The organism is Arthrobacter sp. 05L45_2 (genome assembly GCF_056397525.1).
On the sequence record NZ_JBFTNO010000030.1, the window covers coordinates 1 to 23,021 of the forward strand.

19 protein-coding genes and 1 pseudogene are annotated in these 23,021 nt (G+C 69.1%); 7 read left to right on the forward strand and 13 right to left on the reverse strand.

Annotated elements, in window-relative coordinates:
- The 3 genes and pseudogenes from argS to AC1DHD_RS04230 form a co-directional block, all read right to left on the reverse strand.
- The coding region (gene argS / locus AC1DHD_RS04220) for an arginine--tRNA ligase (RefSeq protein ID WP_476878496.1) at window positions 1–1,398 on the reverse strand (1,398 nt) is incomplete at its 3' end.
- A 143-nt stretch (window positions 1,399–1,541) separates the two neighbouring features.
- Window positions 1,542–3,631 (reverse strand): annotated as a pseudogene (locus tag AC1DHD_RS04225) (PhoX family protein).
- Between the two features lie 159 nt (window positions 3,632–3,790).
- Window positions 3,791–4,825 carry an o-succinylbenzoate synthase gene (locus tag AC1DHD_RS04230; protein WP_476878497.1) on the reverse strand — a complete coding sequence of 345 codons (1,035 nt, stop codon included), beginning with the start codon at window positions 4,823–4,825 and terminating at the stop codon, window positions 3,791–3,793.
- Between the two features lie 136 nt (window positions 4,826–4,961).
- On the opposite strand from AC1DHD_RS04230, the gene AC1DHD_RS04235 reads away from it, so the two are divergent.
- Window positions 4,962–5,906, forward strand: a complete 945-nt coding sequence (locus tag AC1DHD_RS04235) for a phosphatase PAP2 family protein (RefSeq protein WP_476878498.1) — start codon at window positions 4,962–4,964, stop codon at window positions 5,904–5,906.
- Between the two features lie 133 nt (window positions 5,907–6,039).
- Window positions 6,040–7,251 (forward strand): aminotransferase class I/II-fold pyridoxal phosphate-dependent enzyme, encoded by a 1,212-nt coding sequence (locus AC1DHD_RS04240; RefSeq protein WP_476878499.1) that lies wholly within the window; start codon window positions 6,040–6,042, stop codon window positions 7,249–7,251.
- Window positions 7,252–7,278: 27 nt separating this feature from the next.
- Here the strand turns inward: AC1DHD_RS04240 and AC1DHD_RS04245 are convergent, their stop codons facing one another.
- The 7 genes from AC1DHD_RS04245 to pdhA form a co-directional block, all read right to left on the reverse strand.
- On the reverse strand, window positions 7,279–8,493 hold the full coding sequence (locus AC1DHD_RS04245) for an MFS transporter (protein ID WP_476878500.1): 1,215 nt from the start codon (window positions 8,491–8,493) through the stop codon (window positions 7,279–7,281).
- 40 nt (window positions 8,494–8,533) lie between these two features.
- On the reverse strand, window positions 8,534–9,280 hold the full coding sequence (locus AC1DHD_RS04250) for a GAF and ANTAR domain-containing protein (protein WP_476878501.1): 747 nt from the start codon (window positions 9,278–9,280) through the stop codon (window positions 8,534–8,536).
- Window positions 9,281–9,296: 16 nt separating this feature from the next.
- Window positions 9,297–10,631 carry a MinD/ParA family ATP-binding protein gene (locus AC1DHD_RS04255; protein ID WP_476878502.1) on the reverse strand — a complete coding sequence of 445 codons (1,335 nt, stop codon included), beginning with the start codon at window positions 10,629–10,631 and terminating at the stop codon, window positions 9,297–9,299.
- 258 nt (window positions 10,632–10,889) lie between these two features.
- Window positions 10,890–11,705 (reverse strand): MBL fold metallo-hydrolase, encoded by an 816-nt coding sequence (locus AC1DHD_RS04260; RefSeq protein ID WP_476878503.1) that lies wholly within the window; start codon window positions 11,703–11,705, stop codon window positions 10,890–10,892.
- A gap of 73 nt (window positions 11,706–11,778) precedes the next feature.
- Window positions 11,779–13,167, reverse strand: a complete 1,389-nt coding sequence (locus tag AC1DHD_RS04265) for a dihydrolipoamide acetyltransferase family protein (protein WP_476878504.1) — start codon at window positions 13,165–13,167, stop codon at window positions 11,779–11,781.
- A gap of 2 nt (window positions 13,168–13,169) precedes the next feature.
- A complete protein-coding gene (locus AC1DHD_RS04270) occupies window positions 13,170–14,282 on the reverse strand; it encodes an alpha-ketoacid dehydrogenase subunit beta (RefSeq protein WP_476878505.1) in 1,113 nt (370 codons plus the stop codon).
- Entirely contained in the window at window positions 14,279–15,544 is a 1,266-nt protein-coding gene (gene pdhA / locus AC1DHD_RS04275) for a pyruvate dehydrogenase (acetyl-transferring) E1 component subunit alpha (protein WP_476878506.1), read from the reverse strand. The genes AC1DHD_RS04270 and pdhA overlap by 4 nt, the downstream gene beginning before the upstream one ends.
- Before the next feature lie 159 nt (window positions 15,545–15,703).
- Here pdhA and AC1DHD_RS04280 point away from each other — a divergent pair, with 159 nt between their 5' ends.
- A complete protein-coding gene (locus AC1DHD_RS04280) occupies window positions 15,704–16,165 on the forward strand; it encodes an Lrp/AsnC family transcriptional regulator (RefSeq protein ID WP_441416883.1) in 462 nt (153 codons plus the stop codon).
- Between the two features lie 15 nt (window positions 16,166–16,180).
- On the opposite strand, the gene galU is transcribed toward AC1DHD_RS04280, so the two are convergent.
- Window positions 16,181–17,071: a UTP--glucose-1-phosphate uridylyltransferase GalU gene (gene galU / locus AC1DHD_RS04285; RefSeq protein ID WP_476878507.1), complete on the reverse strand. Its 891-nt coding sequence runs from the start codon at window positions 17,069–17,071 to the stop codon at window positions 16,181–16,183.
- A gap of 274 nt (window positions 17,072–17,345) precedes the next feature.
- Here galU and pseB point away from each other — a divergent pair, with 274 nt between their 5' ends.
- Genes pseB through AC1DHD_RS04305 form a run of 4 tightly spaced genes read left to right on the forward strand, consistent with a single transcriptional unit; the run spans window position 17,346 to window position 21,747 of the window.
- A complete protein-coding gene (pseB, locus tag AC1DHD_RS04290) occupies window positions 17,346–18,326 on the forward strand; it encodes a UDP-N-acetylglucosamine 4,6-dehydratase (inverting) (RefSeq protein WP_476878508.1) in 981 nt (326 codons plus the stop codon).
- A complete protein-coding gene (locus tag AC1DHD_RS04295; protein WP_476878509.1) occupies window positions 18,316–19,458 on the forward strand; it encodes a DegT/DnrJ/EryC1/StrS family aminotransferase in 1,143 nt (380 codons plus the stop codon). The genes pseB and AC1DHD_RS04295 overlap by 11 nt, the downstream gene beginning before the upstream one ends.
- On the forward strand, window positions 19,455–20,207 hold the full coding sequence (locus tag AC1DHD_RS04300; protein ID WP_476878510.1) for a cytidylyltransferase domain-containing protein: 753 nt from the start codon (window positions 19,455–19,457) through the stop codon (window positions 20,205–20,207). The genes AC1DHD_RS04295 and AC1DHD_RS04300 overlap by 4 nt, the downstream gene beginning before the upstream one ends.
- A gap of 1 nt (window position 20,208) precedes the next feature.
- Complete coding sequence (locus AC1DHD_RS04305; protein WP_476878511.1) at window positions 20,209–21,747, forward strand: GNAT family N-acetyltransferase; 1,539 nt, start codon at window positions 20,209–20,211, stop codon at window positions 21,745–21,747.
- Here the strand turns inward: AC1DHD_RS04305 and pseI are convergent.
- Together pseI and AC1DHD_RS04315 are read right to left on the reverse strand one after the other, a co-directional pair.
- The gene (gene pseI, locus AC1DHD_RS04310; protein ID WP_476878512.1) at window positions 21,740–22,795 is read right to left on the reverse strand and encodes a pseudaminic acid synthase; all 1,056 of its coding nucleotides are present in this window, start codon (window positions 22,793–22,795) and stop codon (window positions 21,740–21,742) included. The two genes, AC1DHD_RS04305 and pseI, sit on opposite strands and share 8 nt — an antisense overlap.
- The coding region (locus AC1DHD_RS04315; protein ID WP_476878513.1) for a hypothetical protein at window positions 22,782–23,021 on the reverse strand (240 nt) is incomplete at its 5' end. The genes AC1DHD_RS04315 and pseI, both read right to left, overlap by 14 nt.

Sequence of the window (23,021 nt, forward strand, 5' to 3'; positions counted from 1 at the left end):
CCGCAGGATGGACCGGATCCGGGCCGCCGCGTACTGGACGTACGGGCCGGTGTTCCCGGTCAGGGCCAGCATCCGGTCGAAGTCGAAGACGTACTCGGTGTCGTGCCCGGTGGAGAGGTCCGCGTATTTGACGGCACCGATGCCCACCTGCCGGGCGGTGACGGCGCGTTCGTCGTCGCTGAGTTCGGGCCGGCTGGCGTCGATGACGGCCCGGGCCCGGTCCACGGCCTCCTGCAGCAGCGCCATCAGCTTGACGGGGTTGCCGGCGCGGGACTTGAGGATCTTGCCGTCGTCGCCGAGCACGTTGCCGATCTGGACGTGGGTGGCCTCCACCGTGTCCGGCAGCCAGCCGGCGTCGCGGGCGCTGGCCATGACCATCCGCAGATGCACGTTCTGCGGCGCGCCCACCACGTAGAGCACGCGGTCCGCTTCGAGGTCGCGGACGCGGTAGCGGATGGTGGCGAGGTCGGTGGTGCCGTAACCGTAACCGCCGTCGGACTTGCGGATGATCAGCGGCAGCGGRTCGCCGTCSCGYCCGGTGAAGCCGGCSGGGAAGGTGCASAGCGCGCCCTCRCTGATCCGGGCGATGCCGCGYTCCTCGAGTTCCYGGCACAGCTGTGCCAGATGGGCGTCGTAGGAGCTCTCACCGGCGATGTGGTCGTCGGTGAGGCTGATGCCGAGCATCGAGTAGATCGCGTTGAAGTAGCGCTTGGACTGGGCCACCAGCCGCTGCCAGACCGCGAACGTTTCCGGGTCCCCGCCCTGCAGGGCCACCACCCGGAGGCGGGCACGGGTCGCGAACCCGTCCTGGTCCGCGGCGGAGGCGTCGAACTTCGCCCGTGCGGCCTGGTAGAACGCGCTGGGGTCCTCCACCAGCAGGGCGGCCTCGGGTGAGTCCTCCCCCACCTCGAGCCAGTGTTCAATCAGCATGCCGAACGGGGTGCCCCAGTCACCGATGTGGTTCTGCCGGATCACGGTGTGGCCCAGCGCCTCGAGCACACGCACCAGGCTGTCGCCCACTACGGTGGTGCGCAGGTGGCCGACATGCATTTCCTTGGCCACGTTGGGTGAGGAGTAGTCGACGACGACGCGGTGCACAGGTTGGTCGGCGTGAGGCGCCGGGGCGTTGAGCAGCTCCTCGATCCAGGTGCCGTCGAACGTGAGGTTGATGAAGCCCGGCCCGGAGATCTCCACCAGGCTGCAGACGCCGTCGAGGTCCAGCGCCTCCACGATCCGGGCGGCGGCGTCGCGCGGGGGCAGTCCCACCCGCTTGGCCAGTGCCATGGCGGCGTTGATCTGGATGTCCGCGAACTGCGAGGGCCGGATCACCGGGTCCGTCTGGCGGAACTCTTCGCCGAACGCGTGGGCAATAGCTGCCTGGACTCTGGGGACAACCATTTCGGCCGGATTATTCACACTGTTCAAATTATCAGTTCCGCCGCGCCCCGAGGCCCGCACCGGCAGCGCAGCGGGGCCACCTCACCCGAAGTCGCCCCGCGGCGCCGTGCTACTCAGTCGACCGGGCCCCGCGGCCTACGGAGTCAGTCGTCCGTGCGGAACACCTGCACCACGGAGGGGCGCGGAACCCGGGCCTGGCCCGGCTTCGGCGTTGCACCGGTGGCCACGTAGTCCGGGAAGGCGGAGCGCTGGGCCTCGAAGGTGCCCTCCTCGCCGGGGTGCTGGACGGAGACGAAGACGTGGCGTTCCTCGTCGTGGATGACCGGGCCGCAGGTTTCGGCGTCCCGGGGCACGGCGAGGAACTGCTCCACCCGGCCGCGCTCCGGCCCGTCGAGGGTGACCTTGAAGAGCCCGTCCGCGTGGCCGGTGCTCGAGGGTGCGCCGTCGGTGGAGATCCAGAGGTCACCCACCGAGTCGAACGCCACGTTGTCCGGGCAGGAAATGGGTGAGACCTGGCTGGCGGGGAAGCCGGAGAAGTAAGTGGAGCTGTTCTTGGCCGGATCCCCGCAGACCATCAGCAGGGTCCAGTTGAACCTGGTGGAGGTCTGGTCTCCGGTCTCGGTGATCTCCACGATGTGGCCGTCCCGGTTCAGGGTGCGCGGGTTGACCTCGGTGGCGCCCTCCTTGCCGGCCTTGCCGCGGTCCGAGTTGTTGGTGCAGACCACGTAGACCTTGCCGGTGTGCAGGCTCGGCTGGACGTCCTCGCAGCGGTCCATCTTGGTGGGGCCAACCTGGTCCGCGGCGAGGCGGGTGTAGACCAGGACTTCCTCCACCGACATACCGGCGACCATGGACTTGCCGCCCACCACCAGGGGCAGCCACTCACCGGAGCCGTCGAACGCGCCGTCGGAAGGCAGTTTGCCCGATCCGTCGATTTCCGACGCCGGGGAGTCGCCACTGAACTTGGCAACGAAGAGATCGCCCTCGGAGAGCAGCGTCATGTTGTGCCTGCGGTCCGCCGGCGCGGTGCCCGGACGGTACTTGCCCCTGGAGACGAACTTGTAGAGGTAGTCGAAGCGCTCGTCATCGCCCATGTAGGCCACCACGTGGCCGGAGGCGGCGACAATGACGTTGGCGCCCTCGTGCTTGAAGCGGCCCATCGCGGAGTGCTTCTTGGGGGTCGACGCCGGGTCCTGCGGGTCCACTTCCACGATCCAGCCGAACCGGTTGCTTTCGTTGGCGTAGCCGGGGTTGCGGGTGTCGAAGCGGGGGTCGTCGAGTTCCCACTGGCGGGCGGTCGGCTTGCTGGTCAGGCCGTAGCGCTTGTCCGCGGCGGAGGTGCCGGCGGAGACGAAGTAGCCGTTGAAGTTCTCCTCGCCGGAGAGGATGGTGCCCCACGGGGTGGTGCCGCCGGAGCAGTTGCCCAGCGTGCCCTTGATGGTCCGGCCGGCCGGGTCGGCCACGGTGGTGACGAGTGCGGACCCGGCGGCGGGTCCGGTGAGTTCGTAGCTGGTGTCGGTCAGGAAGCGTCGGTTCAGCGGCGCGCCCTTGACGTAGCGCCAGGGCTGGTTCTTGTTCTGCCGCTCGAGTTCCACCACCGTCAGGCCGTGGGCGGCGCGGCCGATGGCCCGGGTTTCCGCGGCGTCGTAACCGGCCGGGACCATGATGTTCTCGTTGGTGTACTCGTGGTTGGTGAAGAGCACGGCCCGGCGGTTCTTGGCGTCCAGCGGCAGGATGTCGGTGTAGTCGTTGTTGTAGCCGAACTGGCGGGCCTGGGCGGCGGCGCTCTGCCGGTCCACGTCGAAGGCCGGCGAGTCGTTGAAGAGCGGGTCGCCCCAGCGGATGATCGGCTGCCAGGTGAACCCGGCCGGGACGGTGAAGGCATCCACGGCGGCGTCCACCGGGGCGATGGCGGTGAATTTCAGCTTGGACTTCCCGAAGCCTTTCTTGGCGGCGTCAGCCAGGCCCGGGCCTGCGCCGGAGGCCGGTTCGGCGGCGGTGACGGCGTTGCCGAAGACGACGGCGAGCGCCCCGGCGGCGCCGATGCCGAGGGCGGCGCGGCGGGACATCGTTGCGGAGGCGATGTCGCGGAAGTAGCCGTTGGAGCTGGTGTTGCAGACCTCGCCGGAGCAGGCGTTGTCGCATTTGAGCGCGCAGGTCACGGGGCTGCGTTTGCCCTTGGTGTGGCCGAGCAGGGCAGGAGGGAAAATTTACGTCCGGCGGATTCAGACATAGTGATGGCCCTTTCAGGCAGAGGGATGCGTCCCGGCCACCCTGCCAGCGGCGGACAACGTGCAGCGGTCCCCCACGTGAAGAGCCGATGAACCCTCTGAGTTCCCGCCCACCCCCGTCGATTGCTCCGTAAGTGCCCTTTCGGGGGTCTAAAGGGCGGCTACGGAGCAGTCGATGAAGCGAGCACGGCGTGCACCCGCCGGAGCCGGTCCAGCCACCAGTCGCGGCGTTCGCCGGGGGCGGCGTACTCGGTCAGCAGACCGTCGTCGACAGCGACGTCCCGGAGCCGGATCGCGCCGTCGTCGGGAACCAGAGGGTCACGGGTGACGTCCGCCGCGAGCAGCGACACGGTCCCGAGGCCGCAGGCGTAGGGCAGCTCGGGCAGGGCGGCGGCGAGCGCCAGCCCGGCGCGGATCCCCACGGAAGTGTCCAGCGCGGAACTGACGACGGCGGGCAGCCCGGCTTGCGCCACAATGTCCAGGGCGCGCCGTACCCCGCCCAGCGGGGCCACCTTCACCACAATCAGGTCCGCCGCGCCCGCGCGGGCCACCTTGAGCGGGTCCTCTTCCTTGCGCACGCTCTCGTCCGCGGCGATCAGCACCGGCACCCCGGCTGCCCGCAGCCTGCGCCGCACCTCCGCGAGCCCGTCGATGTCCGGGACCGGCTGTTCGGCGTATTCGAGTCCGACGGCGGCCAGCCGGGTTAGTGCCTCCACTGCCCCGGGCACGTCCCAGCCGCCGTTCGCGTCCACCCGGATGGCGGCGTCCGGTAGTTCGGCGCGGACGGCGGCCACCCGGGCGGCGTCGTCGTCGAGCGTCTGGCCGGGCTCGGCCACTTTGACCTTGACGGCGTCCACCCGGCCGAAGCTGGCCAGGACCTCCGGTACCCGGCCGGCGGCCACGGCCGGGACCGTGGCGTTCACCGGGACACTGGTCCGCAGGGGCGCCGGGAAGCCGTGCCAGCCCCCTTCGACGGCGGCGGACAGCCAGCGAGCGGCCTCGGCGTCCCCGTATTCGGGGAACGGGCAGAACTCGCCCCAGCCGTAGGGGCCGCGCAGCAGCAGGGCCTCGCGCTGCATAATGCCGCGGAACTTCACCCGCATGGGCAGGCTCACCACGCGGGCGGAGTCCAGGAGTTCCTCAACGCCGCCGGGGTTCAGGCCGGACGGGGAGGGGTGGTCGGCAGGGGTGGGCATGGCTGTACTCTACCCGCGGCTCCCGCACGGACCGGCCATCGCGCCAAGGCCGCCTGCCGTGCGCGGACGCTTCATCCGGTGAGCCGCCAGCCGCCCTTCAGGCCACTCGCAGCGTTATATGGGACCCTTATGAACGATGATTTCTCGGCAGAAGCGCAGCGAAACTCCCCCGGCAGCGGACGGCACCCGGCCGGTCCGGTCCCCGGCGGGTGTGCCGGGCCGGTCAACCGGGGTCCTCTTCCTGCTGGCCACCCTGGTTTCCGCGGCAGCCCTCGCCGCCACGTATTACTTCTATGTCCGGACCACCACGGGACAGTTCATCGACGAATCGGCCCTGGTCGAGGCAGTCGAAATCCACGGCGCCGCCGGCAAGGCGAGCAATAAGCTCCTCGACTGGCTGCCGGCCCYCTCGGTCCTGATCGCCTCCGTGATGGTGGTCTTCGTGACCGTGGCGCGCCGCCGCTGGGCCGCCGCCGGAATTGCCGTCGCCGCCGCCGTCGGGGCGAACATCGCCACCCAGGTCCTGAAGGATCTGTTGCCGGTGCGCCCGTTCCGCGGGATCGAGACCCTGGAATTCAATTCGCTTCCGTCCGGGCACACCACCCTGGCGGCCTCGGCCGCGGCGGCCGTCTTCCTGATGGTGTCCCCGCGCTGGCGGCCGCTGGCCGGCTTCCTGGGCGGCAGCTTCGCCGTCGCCACCGGGGTCTCCACCCTGATCAACCAGTGGCACCGGCCCGCCGACGTGGTGGCGGCGTTCCTGGTGGTGGCGGCCTTCACCCTCCCCGCGGGCTGGCTGATCATGCGGACCGGTCCGCGGTGGAATGTGTGGGACGGCTACAACGCCCACTGGGCCTCGGCCCGGATCTGGGTGGCCGCTCCGGTCCTGGCGGGCCTGGGTTCGGCAGCCGTGGCCACGTACTCGCTGTTGAAGATTGCGCCCGGCCCCGGCCAGGAAGGCAGCACCACCAACTACTTCTGGGCCGGGACCTCGCTGATCGTCATCACCGGCTACCTGGCCACCATCGCCGGGGTCTGGCTGTTTGGGCATGCCGCCCGACGCCGGGACGCACCGGCCGCCTGAGGCCGGCCTGCCTGAGGGGACCCCGCAGGTCCCTTTACAACCCCGCGCGCCGGGGCCACAATAAGCACCTCCACAGCCTCCACTGGCTCAGCAGCGCGCTGGCTTCCGTCACCCCGCCCGGAGGGAGCCCACCATGGGCGACACCACCGCAGCACCCGTCTCACGCCGGGCCGCCCGGCTCGCCTCCGTCCCGTCCCAGCTGCGAATCAACGCTTACTTGGCCGGCTCGGTGTACGCCCGGCGGCAGGACGACCCGGGGGTCTGCGACTTCACCTTCGGGAACCCGCACGAGATGCCGCAGGACGCCTACGTCCAGGCGCTGCGCGAGGTGCTTACCCCGCACACGGAGAAGTGGTTCGCCTACAAGACCAATGAAGCCGCGGCACAGGCCGCCGCGGCCGACTCCCTGCGGGGCCATTTGGGCGTGGCCTTCGAGGCCGACGACATCTTCCTGACCACCGGCGGGTTCGCGGCCATCAGCGTGGCGTTGAAGGCCGTCGGCGACCCCGGGGACGAGCTGATCTTCAGCCTCCCGCCGTGGTTCTTCTACGAGCCGCTGGCCGTCGAGGCCGGCCTGGTCCCGGTGAAAGTCGGCATTGACGCGGAGACTCTTGACCTTGACCTTGCGGCCATCCGCTCGGCCGTGACGGAGCGGACCCGCGCGGTGATCGTGAATTCGCCCAACAACCCCACCGGCAGGATCTACCCGCCGGCCCTCCTCGCGGACCTGGCCGACCTGATGGAGGCGGAGTCCGCGCGGATCGGGCACCGCATCTACCTGATCTCCGACGAGGCCTACAACCGGATCGTCTTCGATGGAGCCCGTTTCCACAGTCCGGCCGAGTTTTATCCCTACACGCTGCTTGCCTACACGTACGGCAAGACCCACCTCGCGCCGGGCCAGCGGATCGGCTACCTCGCGGTTTCCCCCGCCATTCCGGACCGGGACGGCCTGCGCGGGGCCATTGCGGCACTGCAGATGGCCGGTGGCTGGGTCTTCCCCAACGCCGTGATGCAGTACGCCCTGCCGCGGCTCGAACAGTTCTCCATCGACATCGGCCGGCTTCAGCGCCGGCGTGATGTGCTGGTCGATGCGCTCACCGCGATGGGCTACCGGCTGCACCGGCCCGAGGGCACGTTCTACCTTTTTGTGCGCACCCCGGACGGGACCGACGACGACGCGTTCGCCGACGCGCTGGCCGAGGACGGGGTCTTTGTCCTGCCGGGCACCCTGTTCGAGACACCCGGGTATTTCCGGATCTCGCTGACCGCCAATGACGACATGGTCGCCCGCAGCCTGCCGCTCTTTGCCGCGGCGATCCGGCGCGCGTCCGGCCCGGCGTAATCCGGGCGGCGGCCCCTCGGCGGAGGGTCAGTAATTGCGGCGGTGCCGGAGGCGCGGAATGGTGATGGCGAAGACTGCTGCGGCCGCGAAGCCGATCAGGCCGGTGGCCCCCACCCCCGTACCCAGCGACGCAGCCGCCGTGACGCCGGAGAGCAGGACGGGGCCGCCGGTGGCGCCGGCGTCGGCCATAAACCGCCAGATGCCCAGGAACTGGCCGCGCCCGTTGTCCGGCGAGAAATCGGCCCCGAGGGTCATGTTCAGCCCGGAGCTGATGCCGTTCCCGAAGCCGATCAGCAGCGCGGCCAGGAGCAGGCCCACGAACCCGGCGCTCAGCGGGATCAGCAGCATCGCGGTGCCCATGATCAGGGTGGAGGGCACGGCCACCCATTGCCGGCCCTTGCGGTCCATCAGCTTCCCCGCCGGGTAGAAGACCAGCATGTCGATGGCCCCGGAGATGCCGTAGATCAGCGACGCCTGGGTGGCGTCCATGCCCAGATGGTCGGCCCACAGCGGGATCACCACCTGCCGGGACGCCCGCAGCGCGCTGAGCAGCAGCACGCCCACACCCACGCTGAGGAACACTCCGGCGTGGGACACGGCCACACTGCGCAGGGTGGGCTGCGGGGCCGGCTCACCGTCGGCGGGCGTCGGCGCCGCCACCAGGTCCGGGATGGTGACGGAGAGGACCGCGGCTGCCGCCATGGCCACGACGCCGGCCCAGTAGGCTGCGCTGATGCCGCCGAACTGCATCACCGCTGCACCGATGAACGGCCCGATGAAGATGCCGATCCGGTTGACCCCGCCCAGGGTGGACAGGGCGCGGGCGCGCAGGATCACGGGGACGGCTTCGGTGAGGTACTTCTGCCGGGCCAGGCTGAAGACGCTGGCAGCCATGCCCACCACCACCATGGCGGCGGCGAGCAGCCAGATCCCGTCCGGCAGGAGCGGGGACACAGCGGCTGCGGCGAGGGCGGCGGCGCTGGCAGCCGCGGCCCCGACGATCGCCCAGCGTTCGCCGAATTTCAGGGTGATGAGCGACGCGGGGAGGTTGAAGAACCAGGAACCGAGCCCGATGAGGGTCACGATCAGCGCCGCGACGGCCACCGTGGCGCCGAGGTCCCGGGCGGAGAGTGCCACCACGGGAAGGATCGCGCCTTCGCCGATGCTGAACAACAGTGCCGGGCCGAAGGCGGGGACGGCGATGCTGCGGAGGCTGAAACCGGCGGGGCGTGTTGGGGTCATCCCCTTCATCCTAGGACCGCGGGTGCGGCCCTCCGGGGGTTCAGCGCTCGAAGTGCGTGTGGATTTCCTCACCCGTGACGTTCTTGAGGACGTCGGCTGCAACGTCGCGCAGCTTCTGGTTCCGGTTGCTGGAGACGCGGGTCAGGATGGCCATGGCCTCCTCCTGCGAGCACCGGTTCTGTGCCATCACCACGCCGCAGGCCAGGTCGATGGAGGTGCGGTGTTCCATGGCCGACTGCAGGTCCTCGGCGCGGGCCTGGGCCGTGCCGATTCGGACTGCCAGGCGCAGCGCCCGGCCGGCGAGGTCGGCGAAGCCGGCGGCCTCGGCCACAATGTCGGCGGTGAAAACGCCGGTGGTGGAGGCGAAGAAGTTCAGCGCGGCCGCGGAGTCCTCACCGATTTCCAGGGGCACGCCGAGGGTGCTGCGGCAGCCGTGGGCGGCGAGCTGCTCCTGGTATTCGGGCCAGCGCGGGTCCGTGGCAACGTCGGCCAGGAGGACAATTCCGCGGGTGCGCAGTGCCTCGATGCAGGGGCCCTCGCCCAGGCTTTGCTCGATGCGGTCGAGGATGACGGCCTTCGTGCTGCTGCCCGCCACGGTCATGGTCTTTTTCCGGCGCTGCAGGGTGACACCGCATTCGATGTCGACGCCGGCCGAGTGGCTGAGGATGGCGGCTGAAAACTCGGCGAGGCGGTCCAGGAAATCCTCGACGTTCTCGGTGCCGACAATAAGGTCCTGCAGCTGGAGGGCGGCGTCTTTTCCGGCGTCGTTCCCTGCGTACTTGCTCATGGCCTAAATCTAGCGGTTAGACGTAGCCGTCGACGATTGCGGCGGCAATCTCGCGGTACGCCCGCCGGGTCTCGGGCCGGAGCGAATCGAGGGTGACGAGGTCGCCGTCGGCCACTCCGCGGTCGTGCGGGACGGCGATCAGCTGGCGGCAAATACCGGAGAGGTGGTCCTCGATGGCATCCTTGTCCACCCGCGAGGAGACCTCGTCCTTGTCCGTGATGACCACGACGGCGTTCCGGGCCAGGTCCTCGTAGCCGTGGTCGGCCAGCCAGTGCAGGGTGCTCCGGGCGCGCTTGGCGCCGCTGACGGCGTAGCCGGCAGCGATGATGAGGTTGTCCGCCGACTGCAGGATCCCACTCATGGCGTTGTGGGTGACGCCGGTGCCGCAGTCGGTGAGGGCCACGGAGTAGTAGCCGGAGATGAGTTTGCGGATCCGGAGGTACTCCTCGGCGGTGAGCGAATCGGAGACCTCCGGGTCCTGCTCACCGGCGATCAGGTGGAGGCGTCCGGCGTGGTGCATGTAGCGGGCCAGGGCCGTCAGCGAATCGATGGAGTCAACGTTGCGGAGCAGGTCGCTGATGGTCCGCGGCGCCTGCTGCTGGTAGATGCCCTCACCCAGTGCGCGTTCCACGAGGTCGCCCGAGTCCGGGTTCGCGTCGATCGCGCAGGGCGGGTCGCCGCGGTACTCGGCCAGGGTCAGTCCGACGCCCACGGTGGTGGAGGTCTTGCCGATGCCGCCCTTGAGGCTCAGCACCGCGGTGTTGTAGCTGCCCTGGAGCTGCCGGGAAATCCTGCGCGCAAGTTCGTCCTCTTCGCGCTGGCGGGCGCTCGGGCCCAGGTTCAGGCTGCCGCCGGTGAGGCTGTAGAGGGCGCCGCGGATGCCGCCGACGGGCCGGGGCTTCTGCTCGCGGACAAAGAGGCCCGGGGAGCTGATGAAGTCCGGAACCGGGGCGTTGGCCAGGGCCGCGGCTCGGCTCGCGGAGCGGGTGGCGCGGGTGGGCTGCGGCGGCACGGCTGCGGCGTCGGCCGTCCGGCCCGCCCGGGTGCTGCTGTCCGGCTGGTCCGCTGCGGCGGACCCGGCGGTGTCCGGCCCGGCCGCCGTCGTTTCCGAGTCCTCCGGGGCTGCCGGTGTTGCCGGGGCCGCGGGGGCGAACGACGCCGGCGGCGCGGCGGGCTGGACAGGCGTGGCGGGGATCTGGCTGATCACCGGGGTGGTGCCTGTGGCGGGGTTTCCGAAGCGCTCATCGGCGGCTTCGGCGGCCTGCGCCCAGGAGCTGCTGCGCAGCGGTGCGGGGCGGGTGGGGGCTTCAGGGGTTTCCGCCTGGGGGCTGCGGGGGTTGACGACCGGCATGGTTCCTGTCCGGGCAGCAGTGTTGTCCCCGTCGGCGCGACGCAGGTCGCGGCGACGGCGGAGTTCAGGCTGTCCTGAGTTTTCAGCAGTGGCAGCTGAGTTGTCTTCCACCGATTCGGGCATCTTTTGGTTTCTCCCCCAGGACTCACAGCGGAGCACGCTGCGGCGCTTGTTGTGACTTCTTTCAAAGGGCCAGTCTAGGCGTAGTCGCCAGCACCCTTAGCTTCGGCCGGTTTTCAGGCGCCGTTCCGGGCCCTTTTAGTGGTGCGCCCGGGTCTCCTGCAGGCGCTTGATGAACCAGCGGGACTGCTCCGGACCGTAAGGCAGGATCGGTACGGCCTTGGTGGCATCGTTGGGCGTCTCGCGGGTTGCCTGGGTGGCCTGCCGCACCGCGGTGCTCATGGTGTTGGCCATGGTTTTGACGAACTGGTCGCTGCAGGGCTCGCCGTGGCCCGGGATCAGGAATTCGTAGCGGTGGCGCAGGGCGGACAGGTGCCGCAGGGCGTCGGCCCACTCTTCCGGGAAAGAGTCCTCGAAGGACGGGTGCGCGCCCTGTTCCACGAGGTCACCGGCGTACAGCGTGGTGCCGGTGCCCACCAGCAGGTCGCCGTCGGTGTGCCCGCGCCCCAGATAGAAGAGCGTGGCGGTCTGGCCGCCCAGGTCCACCAGCACGGGCTGGTCCCGGACAATCGCGTTCGGGACCACCAGTTCCACCTGGCCGCCGTCGCCCGCGGCCATCTCCGGCTCGGCCGCCGCCACCAGCGGGCGCTGGGCGTCGCCGTTGTCCTCGATGTCCGCGGCGCAGTTTTCGTGCCCCCAGAACTCGGTCACGCCGTCGTCGGCGAACACGGCGTTGCCGAAGAAGTGGTCGTAGTGGGCATGGGTGTTGACCACCACCAGCGGCAGCTGCGTCTTCTCCCGCACGGCGTCCAGGATCTCGCGGCCCTGCCGGGGACCCCCGCCGGTGTCGATCACCATGGCGCGTTCGGTGCCGACAACCAGGCCGGTATTGAGCAGGGATCCTTCGGTGGTCAGCACGTAATTATCCTGGCCGACCTCGAGCCATCGTGACATGAAATCTCCGTATCCCGGCGCCGCGCCGGCATGGTTGGTGCGAAGTTCTGGCCTCGATTCTACCCACCGGGCCTTAGAGATCGGCCAGCACCGAGCCCGGGTTCTCGATCGCGTCGGCCACGTAGCGCAGGAATCCGCCGGCGGTGCCGCCGTCGCAGACCCGGTGGTCGAAGGTGAGCGTCAGCTCGGTGACCTTGCGGACGGCGAGCTCGCCGTTGACCACCCACGGCTTGTCGATGATGCGGCCGACGCCGAGGATTCCCACTTCGGGGTGGTTGATGATCGCCGCGGAGCCGTCCACACCGAAGACGCCGTAGTTGTTCAGCGTGAAGGTACCGCTGCCCAGTTCGGCGGGTGTCGCCTTGCCGTCGCGGACGACGGCGGTGAGCCGCCGGATCTCGGCGTCCAGTTCGCGGGCGCTGAGTTTGTCCGCGTTGCGTACCGAGGGCACCATCAGGCCCCGGTCGGTTTGGGCGGCAAAGCCCAGGTTCACGCCGTCGAAGGCGACGATTTCCTGGCTGGTCCCGCCGTCGGCGTCCTCGGTGGTGACGATCCGGGTGTTCAGTTCCGGGTATTTCTTCAGCCCGGCGGTGACGTAGCGGGCGATGAAGGCCAGCAGCCCGGGAGTGTGGTGCGGGTCGGCCTTCTTCAGGGCCGCCCGCAGCTCTACGAGCGCGGTCGCATCCACGTCCACCCACACGGTGGCCTCGGGGATCTCGGATCGGCTCCGGCTCATGTTCGCGGCGACGGCCTTGCGGACGCCCCGCACCGGGGTGCGCCCGGTGATGCCCAGGCCGGTCCGCGAGTCGGTGTCCCCGGCAATCCGGCGCTCCGGCCCGGGCGTTTCAGCGGCCCGGGCGCCCGGCTGTTCGGCGGCGGGTTTGATGGCGGCCTCGACGTCGCGGCGCATGATCAGCCCGCTGGTTCCCGAGCCCTGCAGCTCGCYCAAATCCACGCCGTGGTCCCGCGCCATCCGCCGGACCAGCGGCGAAATCACGGCCCCCAGCTTGCCGGGAACCCGGGTCCGCAGCAACAGCAGGTCATCGGCTGCCTTCTCCTCCCCGGACACCTGCGCCACGGAGCTCTTGGACGCCCGGGTCCGCCGGGCAACCCCATGCCCGCCCGGGGTGCCGTAGCCGATCAGGACATTTCCGGAGCCGGCCTTCTCTTCCTCGCGGTAGACCTCGGCGGCAACCTCCTCAACAGCGGGGGCTACCCCCAGCGGCGTCACGGAGATCAGCGGTTTTCCGACGTCGAGGGTCTGGCCGGGCTCGCCGTGCAGGACGGCGACGGTGCCGGCGTACGGGGACGGGACCTCCACCATGGACTTGGCGGTCTCCACCTCGGCGATCGGCTGGTCGACGCGAATCTCATCGCCCACGGCCACGAGCCAGTTGACCAGCTCCGCTTCGGTCAGGCCCTCGCCGAGGTCCGGGAGGAGGAATACTTTGGGTTCGCTCATGGTCAGTCTTCCCACTGGAGGTCGTCGACGGCGTCGAGGATGCGGTCCACGCCGGGCAGGTAATAGTGCTCGAGTTTCGGGGCCGGGTACGGCACGTCGAAGCCGGTGACGCGGCGGATCGGGGCGGCCAGGTGGTGGAAGCAGCGTTCCTGGACGCGCGCCACAATTTCCGAGGCCACGGACGCGAAGCCGTGCGCTTCGGCGATCACCACGGCGCGGCCGGTCTTCCGGACGGATGCGCAGACCGTTTCGTCGTCGAACGGGACGATCGAGCGGACGTCGATCACCTCCAGCGAGCGGCCTTCCTCGGCGGCAGCGGCCGCGGCGGCGAGCGCCGTCGGGACGGACGGTCCGTAGGCGATCAGCGTGGCGTCCGTGCCCGGACGGGCGACGGCGGCACGGCCTTCGGAGGAGGTGCCGGACTCGGTGTTCGCCGTGTGCTCGGCGCGGAGCGCGTCCAGGTCCACCTGGTCCTTGGACCAGTACAGCTTCTTGGGTTCCATGAACATCACGGGATCGTCCGAGTCGATGGCTTCACGGAGCATCCGGTAGCCGTCGGCCACGGTGGCCGGGGTGAAGACCTTGAGGCCCGCGGTGTGCGCGTAGTAGGCCTCGGAGGAATCGCAGTGGTGCTCCACTCCGCCGATCCCGCCGGCGTAGGGGACGCGGATGACGATGGGCAGCTTGACGGTGCCCTTGGTCCGGTTGTGCATTTTGGCGACGTGGCTGACGATCTGCTMGAACGCCGGGTACGCGAAGGCGTCGAACTGCATCTCGATGACCGGGCGCATGCCGTTCATGGCCATACCCACGGCCATGCCCACAATGCCGGATTCGGCCAGGGGCGTGTCGAAACAGCGGCTCTTTCCGAAGGTTTTGGTGAGGCCGTCGGTGATGCGGAAGACGCCGCCGAGCATGCCGACGTCCTCGCCGAAGACCAGCACGGATTCGTCCGCGTGCATGGCGTCGGCCATGGCGGTGTTCAGGGCCTTGGCCAGGGTGATGGACTGCGGGCCGGTCTTCTCGGCGTCGCCGGCGGCCTTGGCGGCGGCGCGGGCGGTGGCGGCGCTGACGTTGCCGTTCGCTTCGGAGGACGTGGTGATGGTGGGGCTCATTTGCCGGCCGCCTTTGCTGCGGATGCGGTGGATGCGGCGTCGCGGGCCAGTTCGTCGGCGAGCATGGCGGACTGTTCCTTGAGCTGCGGGGTGGGCGTGGAGAAGACGTAGCTGAACAGGTCCTGGGGGTCCACGGGGACGTCCTCACCCAGGCCCTCGCGCAGCTGGGTGGCAACGGCTTCGGCCTGGTCGGCGATCCGGGCGGAGTTGTGGTCATCGAGCAGGCCGCGGCCTGTCAGGTAGGTCTTCATCCGGCTGACCGGGTCCTTGGACACCCATTCGGCCACTTCGCTGTCCTGGCGGTAGCGGGTGGCGTCGTCGGCGTTGGTGTGCGCCTGCATCCGGTAGGTGTGGGCCTCCACCAGCAGCGGGCCGGAGCCCTCGCGGGCGAGCTTCACGGCCCGGCCCAGCACGGCCAGGAGCGCCACCATGTCGTTGCCGTCCACACGTTCGCCGGCCATGCCGTAGCCGACAGCCTTGTGCGCCAGCGACGGGGCGACCGACTGGTGGGCCAGCGGCACGGAGATGGCGTACTGGTTGTTCTGGACGAAGAAGACCACCGGGAGGTGGAACACGGCGGCAAAGTTCAGCGCTTCGTGGAAGTCACCCTCACTGGTTGCCCCGTCGCCGCACATGGCCAGGACCACCGTGTCCTCGCCGCGGAGTTTGGCCGCGTGGGCGACGCCGACGGCGTGGAGCAGCTGCGTGGTCAGCGGGGTGCACTGGATGCCGACCTTGTGCTTGGCGGGGTCGTATCCGCCGTGCCAGTCGCCGCGGAACAGGGTCATGGTCTGCACCGGATCCACGCCGCGGGCCATCACGGCCACGGAGTCACGGTAGGTGGGGAACATCCAGTCCCCGTCGGACAGACACAGTGCCGCCGCGACCTGGCAGGCTTCCTGGCCGTGGCTGGACGGGTAGACGGCCATACGGCCCTGCCGGACCAGCGCGGAGTTCTGATCGTTGACGCGGCGCCCGACGACCAACTGCTCGTACGCGGCCAGCAGTTCGACGTCGTCGGGGAGGCCGTACTCGTGGCCGGGCTGCGCGCCCTGTTCCGCTTCGGCGTTCAAGGCGCCGTCCGGGCCGACGATCTGGATGGGGTGGCGGGCCGGCAGCATGTAGTCCTCGACCGTGATGCCGAACTTCAGGACGGCGTCGTGGGCGGCGTTCGGCGCCGAGCCGGGTTCGGGCTGCGCCGTACGTTCGGGCTGCGCCGTGCGTTGGGGCTGCTGCGCAGAATGGTCCGCGGAGATCGTCATTGGTCCGTCTTTCTGTAGCCACTATTCGCTCCCAGTATGGTCGGCGATGCCGTTTCGTATCCACCCCCGGCCGAAATCGTGGAGAAGTCCCGAATATTGCCCTAATCTGAAAGACAGAATGTAAGTGTGAGCTGGATTACCGGCGGGGGTTGTAGACAAATGGCAGAGGCCGAGGCGGACCAGGCGGTGCCGCTGGACGACGTGGACCGGAACATCATCGCGGAACTGACCCGCGACGGGCGGATGTCCGTGACCCAGGTGGCGGAGAACGTCCACATTTCCCGCGCCCACGCCTACACCCGGATTGCCCGGTTGACGGGTGAGGGCGTCCTGACCAAGTTCACGGCGCTGGTGGACCCTATCAAGGCCGGGCTGAAGTCCTCGGCGTATGTGACCCTGAAGGTCCGCCAGCACTCCTGGCGCGAACTGCGGGAGCTCCTCCGGGCGATCCCCGAGGTGCACCACATCGCCCTGGTGGGCGGCGACTTCGACGTCATCCTGCTGGTCCGCGCCGTGGACAACGTGGACCTGCGGCGGGTCATCTTCGACCAGCTGCAGTCCATGCCGGGGGTGCTGGACACCCAGACCTTCCTCGTGTTCGAAGACCTGGACACGCGCTAGCCGGGCCGTACCGCGTCAGTTCAGGAAGCCCTTGAGCCAGATTTTGAGCTCCTCGCCGAAGTCAACGCGCTCGGAGGCGATCGAGATGGCGGCCTTGAGGTAGCTCAGCTTGTCTCCGGTGTCGTACCGGCGGCCCTGGAAGATGACGCCGTGGACGCCGCCGCCTTCAGCATCCGACGCGGCGAGAACCTGCAGCGCATCCGTGAGCTGGATTTCCCCGCCGCGGCCGGGCCCGGTCTGTTCCAGGACGTCAAAAACCGCGGGGTGCAGCACGTAGCGGCCGATCACGGCCAGGTTCGACGGCGCATCCCCCGGAGCCGGTTTTTCCACCAGCCCGTCCACTTTGACGTAGTCCTCGCCGGGGATGGGGGTAACCGCGGCGCAGCCGTAGGCGCTGATCTGCGCGGGGTCCACCTCGATGAGCGCCACCACCGAGCCGCCGGTCCGCGCCTGGACCTCGATCATGGTGTCCAGCAGCCTGTCGCGTTCATCGATCAGGTCATCGCCGAGGAGCACGGCGAAGGGATCGTCCCCCACGTGTTGCCGGGCGCACAGCACGGCGTGGCCCAGGCCCTTCGGGTCGCCCTGCCGCAGGTAATGGATCGGCGAGATGTTGGACGCGTGCTGCACGGCCTCCAGGCGTTCGGTATCGCCCTTCAGCTCGAGGATCCGTTCGAGGGCCGGCGCCCGGTCAAAGTGGTCCTCCAGGGCACGCTTCTGCCGCCCGGTGATCATCAGCAGGTCCGTGAGACCGGCCCTGACGGCTTCCTCCACCACATACTGGATGGCCGGCTGGTCCACCACCGGCAGCATTTCCTTCGGCATCGCCTTGGTGGCCGGAAGGAAACGGGTCCCCAGCCCGGCAGCAGGTATGACAGCTTTAGTTACAGCTTTCCCCAGAGTCATAACCGAACTTTACAAGCGGGCCCGCGAAATGAGAATGGCTGGGAAAGACACATTCGCCGGTGGACCCGTTCAGAAAGGGTCCGCCAGCGGGGTGCGGACCTGTCTGACGTGTAAACTTTGGTCCGTCATTCCAGCGCTGGAAAATAGCATGCTGCCCGCCGCATAAACTCAATTGCGGCGGCGCCGCAGGAGTGGCCCACCAATCGATACAAGGCGCAAGACGGCATTCACCGCCGGCGCCGCGTTCCTTAGCTTCTGTTTCAGGGGGAGTTTCATGCAGTTTCAGGATTCGTCAGTACTTATTACCGGTGGAACAGGTTCTTTGGGGAAGGCGCTCACGCGTGAACTCCTGGACCGCCACGACGTGCGGCGGCTGGTCATCTTCAGCCGTGACGAACTGAAGCAGCTCGAAGCCCGCCGTATGTTCAACGACGACCCCCGGATCCGCTGGTTCATCGGCGACATCCGGGACCGGAACCGCCTGACACGGGCTTTCCACGGCGTTGACTACGTAATCCACGCGGCCGCCCTGAAGCAGGTGGACACCGCCGAATACAACCCGTTCGAATTTGTTAACACGAACATCATCGGCTCTCAGAACGTCATCGACGCCGCCATCGACGCGGGCGTGAAGAAAGTGGTGGCCCTATCCACCGACAAGGCATCCAGCCCGGTCAACCTCTACGGTGCCACCAAACTGAGCGCGGACCGCCTGTTCATCAGCGGCAACCACTACGCGGCGTCGTACGACACCCGTTTCTCCGTGGTGCGGTACGGCAACGTCATGGGTTCCCGCGGAAGCATTGTGCCGATCTGGCGCAAGCTCGCCGAACAGGGCAAGTCCCTGCCCCTCACGGACAAGCGGATGACCCGGTTCTGGATCACCCTCCAGCAGGCCGTCGATTTTGTGCTTGATTCCTTTGGCGTGATGCAGGGCGGCGAGCTCTACGTCCCCCGCATCCCCTCCGTAAAGATCGTTGACCTTGCCGAGGCCATCGCACCGGGCGCAGCGATGCATGAGATCGGCATCCGTCCGGGCGAGAAGCTCCATGAGGAAATGATTGCCCCGGACGACTCCCGCCGCACGCTGCAGCTGGACTCCCGGTACATGGTCATGCCGCACCTTGGCGGTTGGGGCTACAAGGAGCCAGCCGACGGCGCGCTGGTTCCGGATGGCTTCAGCTACCAGTCCCACACCAACGCCGAATGGCTGGGTGTCGAAGAGCTCCGCGAAATGCTGGCCAATGAGTTCTAGCCCCAGCGTGCTGCCCTATGGCCGGCACTCGATCGACGAGGCCGATATCTCCGCGGTGGTCACCGCACTGTCCGGCGACTGGCTGACCACCGGCCCCATGGTCGGTGAGTTCGAAGCCGCCATTTCGGCCGCCGCGGACGGAGCCGCCGCGGTGTCCGTGACCTCGGGCACTGCAGCCCTGCATGTGGCCTACGCCGCCGCCGGGATCGGTGCCGGCGACGAGGTGGTGACCACGCCGCTGACGTTTGTGGCGACGGCCGCCACAGCCGCCGTCCTCGGCGCCAAGATCGTCTTCGCGGATGTCGAACCGGACACCGGAAACCTCTCCCTTGACGCCGCGGCAGCCGCCGTAACGTCCAGGACACGCGCCATCACCGCCGTCGATTACGCGGGCCTGCCCGTGGATGCGACGGCGTTCAACGCCCTGGCCGCCCGGTCCGGCGCCGTCTTCATCGAGGACGCCGCCCATTCGGTGGGCTCAACGCTGCACGGCGTCCCGGTTGGTGCGACGGCGGACATCACCACGTTCTCCTTCTTCCCCACCAAGAACCTGACCACCGCCGAAGGCGGCGCGGTGGTCACCCCGCGCCCGGACCTGGAAGCCCGCGCCCGAAAGTTCAAGAACCACGGGCTGGAACGCGACCGGTCCAAAATGCGTTTCCCGGACGAAGGCCCGTGGCACCAGGAAGTGACGGACTTCGGCCTGAACTACCGGCTTCCCGACGTCCTGGCGGCGCTCGGCGTCAGCCAGTTCAAGAAGCTGGAATCGTTCAAACTCCGGCGTGCGGCGATTCACCGGGCGTACAACGACGCTTTCGCTGAGCTCAGCGACGCGCAGGTCCCGGTGCTGACGGACGGCGCCGCTCCGGCGTGGCACCTGTACCCGCTGCGTGTGCCCTCCGCCCGCCGGAAGGACATCTTCAACGAACTGCGCGGACTCGGCATTGGCGTCCAGGTCAACTACATTCCCGCCTACTGGCACCCCGTTTTCGAGGACCTCGGCTACCGCCGCGGGATGTGCCCCAACGCTGAGGCATACTATGCGGGGGAAATCTCGCTGCCCCTCTTCCCGGGCATGACCGACGGTGACGTGGACCGTGTCATCGAGGCCGTCCGCAAGGTCCTCCGTTGAGCAGCGCGGCGCCCGGCGGCGCGAAAGTTGTGGCCGTCATCCAGGCCCGGATGGGTTCGGCCCGGCTGCCGCGGAAGGTCCTGCGCCCCCTCGGCGCCAGGAGCGTGCTCAGCTGGGTGGTCCGCGCGGCCCGGGAGGCGCCCGGCATTGATCAGGTGGTGGTCGCGACCTCGGCATCTGCTATTGACGATCCGATTGCCGAGTTTGCCGCCGCGGAGAACGTGACTGTGGTCCGCGGCAGCGAAAACGACGTTCTGGACCGGTTCATCCAGGCTGCACGGCAGACCGAGGCCGACGCCGTTGTCCGGCTCACGGCGGACTGCCCGTTGCTGGACCCGGCAGTGATCGGCCAGGTCGCGGCCCTGTGGCGGCTGAACCCGGACCTGGACTACGTCTCGACCACCTTGGACCGCAGCCTGCCGCGGGGCCTGGATGTGGAGCTGGTCCGCGCCGGCGCCCTGGAGGAATGCAACGCCCGCACCGAGCCGCATCACCGGGCGCACGTCACCAGTGCCGTCTACGAGGAAGGCTCCGGCTTCAGCCAGGCCAGCCTGTCATTCCGGCCCGGGTCGGAGAAGTACCGGGTCACCCTGGACGTCGACGACGACGCCCGGCTGCTGGACGCGCTGGTGGCCCTTCTGCCCGACGCGGCACCGTCGTGGGGAACGATTGTGCGGCTGCTTGATGCGCACCCGGAGATCGTGGCGCTCAACGAGGCCGTGGTGCAGAAAGCGCTCATCGAGGGCTGAGATGAAGGTCCTCGTATGCTGCAGCGCCGCGAAGGAGGCGGGCGCCGGCCACGTTATGCGCTCGCTCGCCGTCGCGGAGGAGGCACTGGCCGCCGGGTGGGACGTGGTCTTCGCCGGGCGCATTGACCACCCGGTAGCCCGATCCGCCGTCGCCGGCCTCGGCATGGACGTGCTTGACGTGGAGCTGGAAAGTGCCGCGCTGGTGGCCGCCGCCCGGGCCGCGGGTGCGCAGCTGATCCACGTCGACTCGTATGGGCCGCTCCCCGGCCTGCGTGGCCTGGCCGCCGAAGCCGGCCTGGCCCTCTCCTCCATGGAGGACGGCGAGTATGGCCGGCGGCCCGCCGATCTGGTGGTGGACGCTTCGCCGGGCGGCGAGGGCGAGTTCCGCACGCCGGACGGGACCCTACGGCTGCTGCGCGGCCTGCGGGCGGCACCCATCCGGCGCGGCCTCCTGAACGCCCCGTCGCCGCCGCGAGGAACTGCTCCCCCGGACCGGCTGCGGGTCCTGGTCCTCATGGGCGGCACCGACGCGACCGGAATGACTGCCCGCGCAGTCCGGGCCTGGACCGGGACGGGTATCGCCTCGGAATGCCACGTGGTCACCCAGGCCGGCGACGAAGGCCTGGCCGCAGAGAGCGGAAACACCGCGATTTTCCGTCATGCCCCCGGCCCGGATGTGCCGCTGCTCTTCGGCAGCATGGATCTGGTGATTTCCGGGGCCGGAACCACAGTGTGGGAGCTCGCGGCCCTGCGGGTCCCCGCGGCCATCATCCAGCTGGTCCCGAACCAGCTGGCCGGCTACAACTACGCGGTCGCGCAGGGTTTTGCGGCGGGCCTCGGAACGTGGGACGCCTGGGACGACGGGACCGCCCGGGACCGGCTCCGCGAGCTGGGAACGGACGCCCGGCTCCGGGGCCAGCTCAGCCGGGCCGCCGAGCACGCCGTGGACGGCGCCGGCGCGCAGCGGATCGTCGCCCTCTGGCAGGAGATTGTGAACCGGCCCGCAGGAGTGAACGCGCGCCGTGCCGTACTGGAGGACGCAAGCCAGATCTTTGAGTGGCGCAGCGATCCGGCAGTCCGGGCCGCTTCACGGACCACGGACTCATTCTCCTGGGACAGCCATCTGGCCTGGTTCCAGGGGACCCTGGCCAACCCCGGACGCCTCCTGACCATCATCGAGGCGGAGGGGCGGCCTGCCGCCGTCGTGCGTTTTGACCTCCTGGCGGACCGCCCGGCCGGCTGGGAAGTGTCCATCACGGTCAGTCCGGACTTCCGCGGGACGGGGATGGGCGGCCGGGCACTGCGCGCCGCAGAGGAGCTGCTGCGCGGCGAACATCCGGACACGGAGATCACCCTGGTGGCGGAAATGTTGAAGACCAACCATGCCTCCCGCCGGCTCTTCGCCGCAGCTGGCTACGAGCCCCCGCCGCGCATGATGCCGGGCACCACGCCCGGCGACGCCCCGGGCGGTGGTCCGGCCGCGGGCGACGACGGAACGTGGGACAGACTGGAAAAGACCGACCCCCGCCCCGCTAAATAAGGTCCCAGGCCAGCGGTGTTCCCCGCACGCAGTCAGTGGCGAACGTCCGGCCGAGCACCAGGTCGAGGTCCTGCGGGGCCAGACCGCCCCCGGGCCGGATGGACCTGACGTTCTCCTCCGTCAGCACGTCGCCCTTCCGGACATCACGCACCACGTAAAGGGAGCGGCGGAGGCGGGCGCTCTCCGCTTCGCCGGAACTGACATTCAGGGTGGGGCTTCCCAGCGCCTGCCAGGCCGTCTCGCTCTCCCTCACCAGCGCGGCCAGCTCGTGCGGTTCCAGCGAGAATGCCGAGTCTACGCCGCCGTCGTTCCGGTCCAGGGTGACGTGTTTTTCGATGACGGATGCTCCGAGGGCGACGGCGGCAATGGCAGCGCCGATGCCCATGGTGTGGTCCGAGAGGCCCACGTGCACCCCGAAGGCATCGCGCAGCACAGGCAGGGTCCGCAGGTTCGACTCCGCCGGCGAGGCCGGGTAGGAGGACGTGCAGGCGAGCACCACCACCTGGTTGTTGCCTTCGCCCCGGATGACGGACAGCGCCGTCTCCACATCGGCGAGGGACGCGGCACCGTTGGAGAGGATGACGGGTTTCCCCGTCCGTGCCACGGTCCGGAGCAGGGCGGTGTCCCCGATCTCCAACGAAGCGATCTTGTAGACCTGGGCGTCCAAGTCCTCGAGCAGGTCCACGGCGGTGTTGTCGAACGGGCTGGAAAACGGAATCAGCCCCCGGCTGCGCGCCTTCTCGAAGATGGCCTCATGCCACTTCCACGGGGTGTGGGCCTGCTCGTAGAGGCTGTAAAGAGTCTGCCCGCCCCACAGCGGATGGTCAGCTGAGATCACAAACTCGGGCCGGTCACAGTCGATGGTGATGGTGTCGGCGGTGTAGGTCTGCAGTTTGACGGCGTCTGCGCCCGCGTCCGCCACCATGTCCACGATGTCCAGGGCGCGGGCCAGGTCTCCGTTGTGGTTGCCGGAGACCTCGGCGATGATGAACGGTTTATGTCCTGGCCCCACCTTGCGGGGACCGATGTTAATGTCAGCGGCGCTCATGCTCTACCTCATCTTGCTTCGAACGGTGGGTGGAAAGGATGCTTTGGTCCAGGATGCCCTCGACGGCATCCCGCAGGGCTGTGCGTGACGCGTGGCCTGTGAAGGCGACCAGCGAGGTCCGCAGGTCCGCCATGGACGCGCCGGCGTCCGCGGCGTCGTGACCGCCGTCGGCGAGTCCCAGCAGCGGGCTCGGGTGAAGGGCGACGACGGCGACGTCGGCCGGCAG